This is a genomic window from Thiohalophilus sp., from assembly GCF_034522235.1.
Classification (GTDB): Bacteria; Pseudomonadota; Gammaproteobacteria; order UBA6429; family Thiohalophilaceae; genus Thiohalophilus.
In genome coordinates this window covers 1,459,276-1,472,634 of the sequence record NZ_JAXHLN010000003.1, presented here as the reverse complement: position 1 = coordinate 1,472,634, position 13,359 = coordinate 1,459,276, and the positions used below count along the sequence as shown (strand labels likewise).

Sequence of the window (13,359 nt, the reverse complement as noted above, 5' to 3'; positions counted from 1 at the left end):
TTCCCATCAAGAAAGGAAGATTTATTATGTTTAAACGCAATCTCATATCATTATCCGCCGCCGTCATGGTGTCCGGACTGCTGCTGAGCAGCGGCGCCCGGGCCGCCGATCCCGTTGCCGTCGTCAACGGTGAACCGATCTCGCAACAAACCTACGAGCGCTATCTCAAATACCGTTCACAGCAGCAAAACGGTCAGTCCGGCGAGATCGACCGCGAGGCGCTGATCAATGAACTGGTTAACCGCGAGCTGCTGTTGCAGGAAGCCAAAAAACAGAACCTGGACGAGAATCCGGCTGTCGCCTTCCGTCTCCAGCAACTGCAGGCCGATGCCCTGATCCAGGCGCTGATTCAAAAAGAAGCACAAAGCAAACCGGTTAGCGAAAGCGATCTGAAAAAAGAGTATGAGCAGCGCGTGGCCGCCAGCGATGCCAAGGAGTACAAGGCCAGCCACATTCTGCTCAAAAGCGAGGACGAAGCCAAAGCCATCATCAAGGAACTGGATGGCGGCGCCGTCTTCGCCGACGTCGCCAAGGCCAAATCCACCGGCCCCACCGCCAAAAACGGCGGCGACCTTGGCTGGTTCAACGCCAATCAGATGGTCCCGCCCTTCACTCAGGCCGTGGCCAAGATGAAAAAAGGCGCCTACAGCAAAACGCCGGTTAAAACCCAGTTCGGCTGGCACGTCATCAAGCTGGAAGACGAACGCAAGGTCACCCCGCCCAAGTTCGAAGAGGTCAAGGATCAGCTGCGCAGTATGAAATCCAGCCAGATCATCCAGCAATACGTCATCCAACTTCGACAAGACGCCAACGTCGAAATCAAGTAAACCAAAAAGCCCCGCAATGCGGGGCTTTTTTCTATCCTCAGTCGGTCGCGGCAACAACCGTTTCAATAACGCCTTTTAAAGCGCAAGATACTGATGACGCAGTTCGGTATTATCCAGTACCTCCTGGGCCGAGCCATCGAATACGACCTGCCCCATATCAAGAATGACTGCCCGATCGGCCAGCTCCAGTGCGGCAATGGCATTTTGCTCCACAATGATGGTGGTAATGCCCAGTTCCTTGATACTCTGGACGATCTTTTCGATTTCCTTGACGATAACCGGCGCCAGCCCTTCGTAGGGTTCATCCAGCAGGAGCAGCTTGATGTCGCGGGCCAGCGCGCGGGCCACTGACAGCATCTGCTGTTCTCCGCCGGAGAGCGTGGTGCCCTCCTGCTGGCGACGCTCGCCAAGGCGCGGAAAATGATCATAGATACGTTCCAGCGACCAGCCAACGGGTTTGGCGATCTGCGCGAGTTTGAGATTCTCCTCCACCGTAAAACCGGGAATGATGCGCCGGTCCTCCGGCACCAGGCCGACACCGGCTTGTGCCGCCTGATAGGATTTCATGGTATGCAGCGGCTGGTGATCCAGCCAGACTTCGCCATGACGCAACTGAGGGGAACCGATCTGCGCGATGCTGCGCAGTGTCGAGGTTTTGCCCGCCCCATTACGCCCCAACAGCGCGACGATTTCCCCTTCGCGCACATCGAAGTTGACCCCCTGCACGATATAGCTCTCGCCGTAATACGCATGCAGGTTCCAGCAGGAGAAAAAGGCCGGATCGGAGCCGGTACCGCGAACGGTATGTTTTTCAGCCTGTTTACTCATTGTGGGTACCTCCCAGATAGGCTTCCTGGACCCTGGGGTTGCCACGGATCTCATCCGGTGTTCCTTCGGCGATAATCTGGCCCTGTGCCAGTACCGAGATCTTGTCCGCCAGGGAAAACACCACCTGCATGTCGTGCTCGATGATCACCTTGGTCATCCCCCGCTCCTTGATGTGCTGCAAAGAGGCGATGGTCGCATTGGTGTCGGCGCGCGACATGCCGGCAGTGGGCTCATCCAGCAAAAACAGTAGCGGATGCTGCACCAGGCCCATGGCCAGTTCCAGGCGACGCTTGTCGCCGCGCGACATGGTGGCCGCGTGCATGTGCTTTTTCTCGAGCAGGTTCATCTCCTTGAGGGCCTGCTCCGACTCGTGCAGGATATCGGTTTCGGCATCCATGCGCACAAACGGATTGAGTTTGAACGAGCCATCGCGTCTGGCCAGCGCCGGAATCATCACATTCTCCAGTACCGTCAGATCGTGGAAGATCTCCGGCGTTTGAAACACCCGTACTACCCCGGCCTGATTGATCTCGTGAGCGGATTTGCCGGTAATGACCTCGCCGTTAAATGTCACGGTACCGCGATCCGGTGCCAGCCGACCGATACAGACATTCAACAGGGTGGACTTGCCGGCCCCGTTGGGGCCGATAATGGCGTGGGTCTTGCCTTTTTCCACTTGCAGATTGACATCTTTCAGGGCATGCAGCCCGCTGAAGCTCTTGTCCACGTAGGCAATGTTTAAAACGATATCCGATGCCATGGGTCAGTCCTCCACCTGTGAGCTGTCCGCTTCATCGGACCCATGTTTTCTCGCTCGCCAGCGTCTGGCGATACGTGACAGACCATCCATCAGCCCCCCGGGCAAAAAGATCACGATAATCATGAACAGCGCACCGAGTGTCAGATGCCAGCCTTCGCCAACAAAGGGGTGAACGATGGTGACAAGGAAATTCTCGATAAAGCCCGGCAGGAACGAGAAAGCCTCGTGCAAGGCGGACTCATTGAATGCGGAAAAGATATTTTCCGAGTATTTAATCAAAGCCGCACCGATGATCGGGCCGAGCAGGGTTCCCGTTCCACCGAGGATGGTCATCAACACCACTTCACCGGAGGCGGTCCACTGCATGCGCTCGGCTCCGGCCAGGGGATCGGTCACGGCCAGCAGCGAGCCGGCCATCCCGGCATACATGCCGGAGATGACAAACGCCCACAGCAGATACGGCCGGGTGTTGTAGCCGGTGTACTGCATGCGGCTTTGATTGGATTTGATCGCACGCAGCTTGAGACCGAAGGGTGAGCGGAAGATCAATACCGAAAGATAAAATCCTAAAATCAACATCACCGCCGAAAAATAAAAGGCCGGATAACCCTGCATGCCGATGCCAAACAGCGAACCGATGGGTGAACCATCATGAGCAGTGCCCAGCATGTTGTCGATGATCCGCGGATCGTCGCGCAGCACGCGCAGTCCGGTTTCACCATTGGTAATGGGAGTCAATACCGAATAGGCCAGTTTGTAACTCATCTGCGCGAAGGCCAGAGTGAGGATGGCAAAATAGATGCCACTGCGGCGCAGACTGAGAAAGCCGATCACCACCGCAAACAGCCCGGCCAGCAGGGTGGCCAGGATCACCGCCGGAATGACATTCAGCGAGAGCAGCTTGAAAGACCATACCGTTGTATAGGAGCCTACCCCGAGAAAAGCCGCGTGACCGAAGGAGAGGTAACCGGTCAGGCCGAACAGGATATTGTAGCCGATCGCAAACAATCCGAAGATGGCAAACTTCTGCAGCAGATCGGGATAACCCGCACCGAAGGGTTGCAACCACAACGGCGCCAGCAGGACCACGGCGGTGAAGCCCAGCATCAACAACCTGTCATTACGTGAAAGACTGAACATCTTCACCGCTTAATCCTCCATTACACCTTTCTGGCCCATCAACCCGCGCGGGCGAACCAGAAGCACAATTACGGCAATTAAATAAACAATGATCTGATCCAGACCGGGTAACAGAGACTTGATCTCGTTCATGGAGGCAAAGGACTGGAGAATGCCCAGCAGAAAACCGGCTGCTACCGCCCCGGGCAGGGAGCCCATGCCGCCCACTACCACCACAACGAAGGACAGCACCAGAAACTCCATGCCCATGTGATAGTCCGGTGGCACGATGGGTGTATACATCACACCGGCCAGGCCGGCCACCACCGAGGCAATACCGAATAATATGGTAAATCTCCGCTCCACATTGAGCCCCAGCAGGCTGACCGTCTCCCGATCCGACATGCCGGCACGCACCACCATGCCAAAAGTGGTATAGCGCAGAAAAGCAAATACCAGCCCGATAACCAGCAGGGAAAACAGGAAGTACACCAGCCGCCAGTACGGATAGGCCACCGATTCCCCAAGGCCCAGCCAGACACCAATCGGCGCGGTACCCGACAACATTGCCGGTGCCGGGGTGGGAATGGGGTTGGCACCGTAAAAGGTCTTGATGACCTCCTGTATCACGATGGCCAGACCGAAGGTCACCAGGATCTGTTCGGCATGCGTGCGCTTGTAAAAGAACTGATACAGACCACGCTCAAGCACCAGACCAATCAGCAACATGACCGGTATAGCCAGAAAAATCGACAGGGGCACCGCCCAGTCGATAATCATGCTGCCGGTATCGCCCCACCATATCTCCAGGTAGGGGACCTCCTTGTAGGCATCGAAGAAGGTGACGCTCTCGTCCTTTACCTTCCTGGAGATGGTCAACAGCTGCTGGAAACTGACAGCGCAAAACGCCCCCAGGGTGAATTTGGCGCCATGGGCAAAGTTAACCACACCCAGACTGCCAAATACCAGAGTCAGCCCCAGTGCGATCAGGGCATACGCACTACCCTTGTCCAGGCCATTGAGGATCTGCAGTACAAATGCATCCACGTTACATTTACCGATTTCGTTAAGCTGACAACGATGACCTGTCGGCTTATACCGGCAGGTCGCAAATAATCAGACACCGGCCCGCAAATCGGGCCGGTGCCTCGGGGTAAGACCGCAAACGTTTTATTTGCAGCTACCCAGTTCCCCGCCGAAGATGGAGGGATCGTACATGACCTGCTCGGTCGGTACCTGTTTGACCACCTTCAACAGGTCGAACTGGTTGGAGGGGTTATCGTTACCCTCTACCACCAGCACCGGCTTGAAGCACTGATGGTCAGCACCACGATACAGCGTCGGGCCGTTGCCCAGGCCGTCGAACTGGAAGTCCTCCAGCGCACTGATCACCTCACAGGGATAGAAGGTGCCTGCGGTTTCCACGGCATTGGCATACAGCAAGGTCTGCACATAGCAGGTATGCGCCGCCTGCGAGGGCGGAAAGCCATACTCCTGGCCGAAGGACTTGACGAAGGCCTGTGAAGCCGCGTCCTGCAACGCCCAGTTCCAGTTAGTACTGCCAAGGATCCCCTTGATGTTCTCGCCGGCACCCTGTGCCATCAGACGTGAGAACAGCGGGACCACGATCTGGAAGTCCTTACCGTTGACCTGCTTGTCGCGCAGACCGAACTGCACGGCCTGGGTCAGGGAGTTGACCATGTCCTTGCCGTAGTGGTTGAGGATCAGCACGTCCGCACCGGAGTCCAGCACCGGGGTAATGTACTGGGAGAAGTCACCGGCACCCAGCGGCGTGCGAACGGTTTCAACCGTCTGCCAGCCCAGCCCTTCGGTAGCGTTCTTGATGGACTCCTCCTGGGTCCAGCCCCAGGTATAGTCGGCCGTCAGATGGTAGGCCTTGCGATCAGTGCCGTAACGCTCCCCGAGCACCGGTGCCAGGGATTGGCCGGACATATAGGCATTGAAGAAATGACGGAAGCCGTATTTACGCTTGTCCTTGCCGGTGGTGTCATTGGAATGGGTCAGACCGGCCATGAACATCACCCCGGCCTCGTGACACAGGGACTGTACCGCAACGGCCACGCCCGACGAGGAACCACCGCTGATCATCAGGGCGCCGTCTTTTTCGATCATGCGCTTGGCCGAGGCACGTGCCGCGTCCGACTTGGTCTGGGTATCGCCGGTCACATAATTGACCTTCTTGCCCAGGATACCGTTGCCCTGCAGGGCCATCGGTTTCATGGTATTGAGCATACCGCCGTCGCCTTCACCGTTGAGGTGTTTGACGGCCAGCTTGAAGGCGCGCAACTCGTCAGCCCCCTCATCGGCATAAGGCCCGGTCTGCGGAACATTAAAGCCCAGGGTGATCGCCGCGGCTTTGCCGGGGTTATTGACGAAATCCTGCGCCCAGGCATTGCGAACAAAAACGGTTGGCGCCATACCCGCGACACCGAGTGCTGCCGTTGACTTGAGAAAGTCACGACGCTTCTTGTTGAAATCATCACTCATAGTCTGGTTCTCCTCCAGCTGATGTGGATTGGTAAATATTTCCTCCTGCCCCGAGGTCACGAGAAATACAAGCGACGAGCCCCGGTGTGTGGCGATATTGCTCCGCAACTGTAGAGCGGCCTGTAAACTAAAGCAATAACTGTTTGATATAAAAGCCAATACATTGTAAATTGATGGCTCGAATTTTCGACTCTTATGTAAATAATTGACAACTTTCGCGAGGCGATACCGCTCATGACTGCAGCTGCGATTGGTTACAAGATCCGCGAGCGACGCAAGGAACGGGGTATAACCCAGGCCGCCCTGGCCAGTGAGCTGGGAATTTCCGCCTCTTACCTGAACCTGATCGAGGCCAACAAGCGCGCGGTCGGCGGTCGACTCGCCACTCGACTTGCCGCCGCCCTGGGCCTGGAGGTGGGGGAACTGACCGGCATCACCGAACAGCGCCTGCGCGATGATCTGCATGAACTTGCCGCAGACCCGGTGCTGGGTCATATCGATCTCGAGAGCAACTATGCCGATCAAATCATTGCCCGTAATCCCAACTGGGCCCGCCTGATTCTGGCACTGTATCGCGCCTACCTGGACAGTAACCAGGCGCTCTCCCTGTTGAACGATCGCCTGAACCAGGATCCGTGGTTGCAAGCCACCATGCATACCATCCTCACCCGGATCACCAGCCTGCGCTCCATCTCCGAGATCCTGGTCAGTGACGGCACGATTGACCCGCCGCAGCGCAACCGGTTTGAAACCATGCTGCATAACGAGAGTACCCGCCTGACCGACACGACCCAGGAACTGGTTGCGCATTTCGAAGAGCAAAACAATCTGGATCCCTCGCTGGCCGCTGCCGAGCAGGTGGACGATTTCATCATTGGCGAGCGCAATTACTTTCCGGCAGTGGAAGAGGCCGGGCTGCAACTGCGAAGGGAACTGGAGCGCCTCGACAGAAGCAACATTGATGCGGCACTGGTGAAGTATCTCGAAGAGAAGTTTGCTATCCGAATCCGGACCAGCGCTTATGATCAGTCCCCTGACGCACTGTGGCACAACCAGAGCTATTTCGATAAAGACAACCGGGTGCTCTGTTTTCTGGCCAACGCTCCGCCCACCACCCGGCGTTTCCAGACCATGCGGGTTGCCGCGCAACTGAGCTTTGAGGATACCCTGAATTCTCTGGTCGCCGACCCCAGACTGACCACCGACGCCGCCCGGGCCCGGGCGCGGGGGGCGCTCGCCAGCTACATGGCCGGTGCCGCGCTGTTCCCCTACACACCCTTTTTGGAAGATGCACAAACCCAGCATTATGACATCGAGATACTGCGTCAGAAATACGAAGCCGGCTTTGAGCAGATATGCCACCGGCTGACCACACTGCGGGCGCCCGGGGCCGAAGGGGTGCCGTTCGCGTTTTTGCGCGTCGATCCCTCGGGCCATATTTCCAAACGTTTCCCCCTGTTTGGTCTTTCCCTGCCGCGCTTCGGTCATGCCTGCCCGTTGTGGCCCGTGTTCAGCGCCTTCCAGACACCCGGTCGGGTGGTTCGTGAGCTGGGGGAGTTCCATAACGGCAACCGTTTTTTAATGATCGCGCGGACGGTCACCAAACGTGCCGCCACCTTCCGCGCCCAACCGGTGATGTTCTCGGTCATGCTGGCCTGTGAAGTGCTGTATGCCGATCGGACGATCTATGCCGAGGGCATCGACCTGCGTGCCCCCGGGGCGGCCGTGCCGGTGGGGTCAACCTGTCGCCAGTGCCAGCGGCTTGACTGCCAGCATCGCCAGGAACCTCCCATCACGTCGGGGCGTGGGGCCGCCCAGGCGGGCTGAACAGGAGTTCCCAAGACCGGCGCGGAGAGATTACATCTTCACGTTGTGACTGCAGTGACACCACTATTTTCGGACATCGTGCGCGAGGCCAAAGCTATCTTTTGAACAAAGTCTTCGGGCATTCAAATCGAACGCGGTTGCTGATAGATTATGTTGACAGACACCCGCCTTTGGCAGGTCGATCGCAAAAGCAAAATAAAATCGAATAATGATAATTCAAACAGGGAGACCGTGTGTGAGCGGACAAATACTCATTGCTGAAGATGAACCTTATATCGTCGATGCACTCAGCTTTATCCTGCGTCAGGCCGGCCACACGGTGACCGCCGAATCCGATGGCAGCGCGGTGCTGGAGGCGTTGCGCAAGACCCGGCCCGATCTGCTCATCCTGGATATTATGCTACCGACCAGAAATGGATTCGAGATACTCAAGGAACTCAAAGCCGACGAGGAATTCAGACAACTACCGGTACTGGTCCTCACAGCCAAGGGGCAGGCCAAGGATCGCGCCATGGCCGAGCAACTCGGCACTGATGCTTTCATTGCCAAACCGTTTTCCAACGCCGAGGTACTGCAGTGTGTGGAACGACTGGTCGGACAGTCACAGAGCGCGGCGTATGATCACTAGAGCCCCCAAAAGTGCGGCATCGCTCCTCGCGCTGGGTATTGTGCTGCTGCTGCCGCCGCTTGCGCTGATTTTTGCCAGACAGATTACTCTGTGGGGGATCCCGTTGCCTGTATTTTATATCTTCGGGCTCTGGCTGGTATTGATCATCGGGATATGGCTGATATCGCGACAGCTGAAGTCCGACTCCACCGGCTAAGCAGTTAGCAGAACATGCTCAGTACCAACTTCGTCCTGCTTATTGCTCTCGCCTATGTGGTGATATTATTCGCTCTGGCGTTTATCAGTGAACGTCGGGCCCGGGCCGGCCGTGATCGGCTGTTGCGTTCCCCCCTGGTGTATACACTTTCAATTTCTGTCTATTGTACGTCCTGGACGCTGTTTGGTGCCGTCGGCTCCGCGGCCCGCAACGGACTGGAATTCGCCACGATCTATCTGGGACCAACACTGGTGTTCGTCGGCTGGTGGTTCCTGCTGCGAAAGCTGGTGCGAATCGGGCATGCATACCGCATCACCTCGATCGCCGACTTGATCTCTTCGCGCTTTGGCAAAAGCGCCGTACTGGGCGTTCTGGTGACCTGTATTGCCGTGATTGCTGCAACCCCCTACATTGCCCTGCAGCTCAAGGCGGTAACAGCCAGCTTCGAAGTATTCAATCTGGCCAGCGACAACAGTGCTTCCACTTCCATCATTGCCGATACCGATCCGGGTTTTTGGGTCGCACTGACCATGGTACTGTTCACCATCCTGTTTGGAACTCGAAACCTCGATGCCAATGAACATAACCCGGGAGTAGTGGCGGCCATTGCCTTTGAAGCGATTGTCAAACTCTTCGCCATTCTGGCCGTGGGCCTGTTTGTTGTTTTCGGGATCGCCGGCGGGGTGAATGAGGTCTTTCAATTGCCCACGGCCGAGCGCATCATTTATGACAATGAGCTGTTCGGCTGGCGCTGGATTAACATGATGGTGCTCTCGGCCATCGCCATTGTTTGCCTCCCGCGCCAGTTTCAGATTACCGTGGTGGAAAATTCCGATGAAAACCACCTGCGCACCGCGGCATGGGCCTTTCCCCTGTACCTGTTTTTAATCAGCCTGTTCGTGTTGCCCATCGCCATTGTCGGGACCGCCCTGCTGCCGCAAGGAACGAACCCGGATATGTTTCTGCTCACTCTGCCATTGTCGGCTGATCAGAATCTGCTGGCATTACTGGCCTTTATCGGCGGCTTCTCCTCGGCCACTTCCATGGTCATCGTCTCGAGTATCGCCCTGTCCATTATGGTCTCCAATCACATTATCGTGCCACTCCTTCTGCGTATGCCACGCCAGAACCTGAATACCAGTGGAGACATCAAACATCTCATGTTGATTACCCGACGCATCTCTATCGCGGTGATCCTGTTACTCGGTTATCTTTATTTCCATCTCAGCGGCGAATCCGACGCGCTGGCGGCCATGGGACTGATCGCCTTCGTCGGTGTCGCCCAGTTCTTCCCCGCCATGCTGGGTGTGTTGTACTGGCGTAATGCCACCACCAGAGGAACGATTGCCGGCCTCTCGGTCGGCTTTATCCTGTGGATCTATACCTTGTTCATCCCGAGTCTCAGCGAAGCCGGCGGTGCGCTGGCCTCACTGGTCGAATACGGTCCATGGGGGATTGAACTGCTCAAGCCCCAGGCGCTGTTCGGACTGGAAGGCATGGACCCGCTGGTTCACTCGGTATTCTGGAGCCTGGGCAGCAACGCCGCGCTGTTTGTCCTGGTGTCGGTGTGGACGACGCACCGGCCACTTGAGAAACTGCAAAGCGCATTATTCATTGATGTATTTCGCAATCTGGTGGGCAGCGAAGCCCAGGTGATACACCGCCACGCGGCAATCAAGGATCTATACAAACTCACCCAGCGCATTCTCGGCCCGGCGGAGACCCACAAGCTTTTCGAGGAACTCACCGGCGGCGAGTTGATCCTGCAACAACTCCCCCCCCTGGATGCCAAAGGCATCGCGACTATCGAGCGGCGTCTGGCCGGTAATATCGGCGCCTCAACAGCGCACGCACTGGTCTCCCAGATTGCCACCGGTGAAACTATCAGCATGGACGAGATCATCAAACTGGTGGATGAAACCCAGCAGGTCGTCGAGTACAGCCACCGCCTGGAACAACAATCAATACAACTGCAAGCCACCGCCGATGAGCTACGCAGCGCCAATCTGCGCCTGCATCAGCTCGACGCCCGGAAGGACGAATTTCTCAGCCAGGTCAGCCACGAAGTCCGCACCCCAATGACCTCCATTCGTTCTTTCGCCGAGTTGTTGTTGAACAACGACACGCTGTCCAACGAACAATCCCAACGGTTCATCCGCATCATTCATGAGGAAAGCCTGCGACTCACCCGACTTCTGGATGAAATCCTTGAAATGAGCCACCTGGAACAGGGCCATCTGCAGATCGAATCGACTCCCATCAACCCGGAAACCATCATCGATCGCGCACTGGAGACCTGCCACGGCCTGGCAGAACAACATCGGGTAACGCTCAATAGCGGTGAACGCGCCACGGTTGCACAGGTGCGCGGCGATGCCGAGCGACTCTATCAGGTACTCATCAATCTGTTAACCAACGCCGTTCTGTATAACACCACCCCCCGGCCCTGGGTCCTGGTGGAAAGCCGAAACACCGGCAGTCACTACGAACTGGATATCAGCGACAACGGCCCGGGCATTGCTGATACAGAACAGGTATTCGAAAAATTCAGCCGCGGAAGCGAAAATGCCGCCAATCAGAACGGCAGCGGACTCGGCCTTGCCATCAGCCGCCGCCTCGTCCAGAAAATGCACGGTGAGTTGGCTATCGTTAACAGCAGCAACCAGGGAACGCGTTTCAGATTGCGACTCCCCCTGGTCGACGAGAATACCAACGACCCCTGATATTTTTGAACAATCCCTGGCCAAGCCCAGGCCCTTCGGGCAGTGGCGAAGAACGAGTGGCGAGGAAAGGCAAGAGAAAGTAATGCCAGCCTACTCACTTGGGCCGGGCAAAATTAATCAGGCACGTTAGTCGTCAGCCATTATCGGCTAAACGGTCCTTCAGGGTAAAGGTTCTGTCGCATCCGGCTTGCCTGTTTTGAGTTGCCAGAACATAAACAGAAGTGCACCCACCAGCAATATCGCGGCCAGCGCGTGAAAAAATGCACCTATCGCTTCGGCCCGGTACAGAACACCCCATTTCGCAAACAGGAAATTCCAGTCATGCACGCCGCCACCGACCAGCGGGATCCGCATGTCACGCGCATCGCTCATGTAGTGTGCTGCATACATGAGGCTCTCCGCGAACCAGACACCCCCGATACCGGCCTCGAAGGCTTTGCCATGTCGCCAGAAGTAGACCGCAATCGCCACCGGAAAAAACAACTGACCTATCGTGCCACCAAGAAAATGCCAGGTCTTCCCGAACGGCGTAAGGATCAGATGACCCGCCTCGTGGAACGCCAGATTGACATTATCGATAAAATGGTACTCATAGGAAAATATCAGCCAGATCGAATACGGCAATAACGCGATAAAAACAATCCAGCGAAACATGGCTTGTCCATAACTTGTTTATAAATGAACAGCGAATCCGGACAGCATACCTGTCACCATCCAGGTACAGCTTCGTGTCAAGAAATAAGTATACTATCCGGAATTCACATGTAATTTAAAATCAAAAAAGGCAAAAAGAAAGACCTGCCCCTGGCTCTCTGCAAGTTTTAAATGCAAAATTATGCAACAACACCAAAAATTCTGCCTACTCCTGCCGTCAGCGCCATTGCGAGTGCACCCCAGAATGTAACTCTGATAGCACCGGCAGTTATTGATGCGCCACCTGCACGCGCCGCAATACCGCCAAGAAGAGCAAGAAAAACCAGAGAAAACACAGCAACAAGAAGGATCAGCAAGTTAACCGGCGCCACCCATGCAACAACTAACGCAAGCGCGGCACCAATTGAAAAGGTTCCTGCTGAAGAAAACGCGGCTTGAACTGGCCGCGCATTACCACTCTTTGAGATACCTATTTCATCTCTAGCATGCGCCCCAAGAGCATCATGCGCCATAAGCTGCTCAGCCACTTTTTGTGCCAGCAATGGCTCAACACCTCTTCCTTCATATATTGCGGCAAGCTCATCTTTTTCAAACTCGATATCTTCTTCTAATGATTCTCTCTCAAGTTCAAGATCTGCATTTTCAGTATCAGACTGGGAACTGACGGATACGTACTCACCAGCAGCCATAGACATAGCGCCTGCAACCAGGCCGGAAACACCGGCTAAAAGAACTCCTTCATGTGCAGTGTTTGCAGCTGCAACACCAATAATAAGACTTGCAGTTGAAACTATTCCGTCATTTGCCCCGAGCACGGCCGCACGCAACCATCCTACTCGGTGTGATCTGTGGATTTCTGCGTGACTCATATGATCTCCCGTTGATTATAATCACAGCTAACAGCAGTTAAACAGACACCTGTCTTTTACGGTTACAGGCAGACGTCCGCCTATCAAGATTATTGTTACATTCAGGAATCTATTAATACTAGCAACTGATCATGGGATCTTCGAGGCAAGCATTGATGATCTGGCTGGATATCAGCAGTTTCCCTCACGTCGGCTAATCGGTTTTTGATCCCGGCTGACGCCGCCGAGCATCGCAGTGGAAAGAGGATTAGCCCGTCAGGGTGCGCGCAGGGTGCCCTGACCTATCGAAGACAGGTAGGGTTGCCCTGACGCTGTAAGCGCAGGGTACTCGCAATGAACCCGGAGGGGTTCTATGAGACAAGCCGCGCACTCACCAGTCGACACACGGAGGTGCCATCTGGCGAGCCCGACTGGAACGAG

Annotated in this window: 12 protein-coding genes; 5 read left to right on the top strand and 7 right to left on the bottom strand. The window is 55.9% G+C overall.

All coding sequences use genetic code 11. The features are described from left to right. The first annotated feature begins 26 nt into the window (after positions 1–26). Positions 27–827 carry a peptidylprolyl isomerase gene (locus U5J94_RS10125; RefSeq protein WP_322565525.1) on the top strand — a complete coding sequence of 267 codons (801 nt, stop codon included), beginning with the start codon at positions 27–29 and terminating at the stop codon, positions 825–827. Between the two features lie 75 nt (positions 828–902). Here U5J94_RS10125 and U5J94_RS10120 read toward each other — a convergent pair whose 3' ends face one another. From U5J94_RS10120 to U5J94_RS10100, 5 genes are all read right to left on the bottom strand, one after another. Beyond that, complete coding sequence (locus tag U5J94_RS10120) at positions 903–1,655, bottom strand: ABC transporter ATP-binding protein (protein WP_322565524.1); 753 nt, start codon at positions 1,653–1,655, stop codon at positions 903–905. Further along, positions 1,648–2,415, bottom strand: a complete 768-nt coding sequence (locus U5J94_RS10115; RefSeq protein WP_322565523.1) for an ABC transporter ATP-binding protein — start codon at positions 2,413–2,415, stop codon at positions 1,648–1,650. Before U5J94_RS10115 ends, U5J94_RS10120 begins: the two co-directional genes overlap by 8 nt. A 3-nt stretch (positions 2,416–2,418) precedes the next feature. After that, on the bottom strand, positions 2,419–3,555 hold the full coding sequence (locus tag U5J94_RS10110; protein ID WP_322565522.1) for a branched-chain amino acid ABC transporter permease: 1,137 nt from the start codon (positions 3,553–3,555) through the stop codon (positions 2,419–2,421). A 9-nt stretch (positions 3,556–3,564) separates the two neighbouring features. Further along, positions 3,565–4,581, bottom strand: a complete 1,017-nt coding sequence (locus U5J94_RS10105; protein WP_322565521.1) for a branched-chain amino acid ABC transporter permease — start codon at positions 4,579–4,581, stop codon at positions 3,565–3,567. Between the two features lie 123 nt (positions 4,582–4,704). Further along, positions 4,705–6,042 (bottom strand): substrate-binding protein, encoded by a 1,338-nt coding sequence (locus U5J94_RS10100; RefSeq protein ID WP_322565520.1) that lies wholly within the window; start codon positions 6,040–6,042, stop codon positions 4,705–4,707. Between the two features lie 234 nt (positions 6,043–6,276). Here U5J94_RS10100 and U5J94_RS10095 point away from each other — a divergent pair, with 234 nt between their 5' ends. From U5J94_RS10095 to U5J94_RS10080, 4 genes are all read left to right on the top strand, one after another. After that, positions 6,277–7,869 (top strand): helix-turn-helix domain-containing protein, encoded by a 1,593-nt coding sequence (locus U5J94_RS10095; protein ID WP_322565519.1) that lies wholly within the window; start codon positions 6,277–6,279, stop codon positions 7,867–7,869. Positions 7,870–8,104: 235 nt separating this feature from the next. Further along, positions 8,105–8,497 (top strand): response regulator transcription factor, encoded by a 393-nt coding sequence (locus tag U5J94_RS10090; protein WP_322565518.1) that lies wholly within the window; start codon positions 8,105–8,107, stop codon positions 8,495–8,497. Then, the gene (locus U5J94_RS10085) at positions 8,487–8,693 is read left to right on the top strand and encodes a hypothetical protein (RefSeq protein ID WP_322565517.1); all 207 of its coding nucleotides are present in this window, start codon (positions 8,487–8,489) and stop codon (positions 8,691–8,693) included. The genes U5J94_RS10090 and U5J94_RS10085 overlap by 11 nt, the downstream gene beginning before the upstream one ends. A gap of 14 nt (positions 8,694–8,707) precedes the next feature. Continuing rightward, a complete protein-coding gene (locus U5J94_RS10080; protein WP_322565516.1) occupies positions 8,708–11,416 on the top strand; it encodes an ATP-binding protein in 2,709 nt (902 codons plus the stop codon). Positions 11,417–11,575: 159 nt separating this feature from the next. Here U5J94_RS10080 and U5J94_RS10075 read toward each other — a convergent pair whose 3' ends face one another. Continuing rightward, positions 11,576–12,070, bottom strand: a complete 495-nt coding sequence (locus U5J94_RS10075) for a hypothetical protein (protein WP_322565515.1) — start codon at positions 12,068–12,070, stop codon at positions 11,576–11,578. Positions 12,071–12,249: 179 nt separating this feature from the next. Next, on the bottom strand, positions 12,250–12,939 hold the full coding sequence (locus tag U5J94_RS10070; protein WP_322565514.1) for a VIT family protein: 690 nt from the start codon (positions 12,937–12,939) through the stop codon (positions 12,250–12,252). Positions 12,940–13,359: the final 420 nt, after the last annotated feature.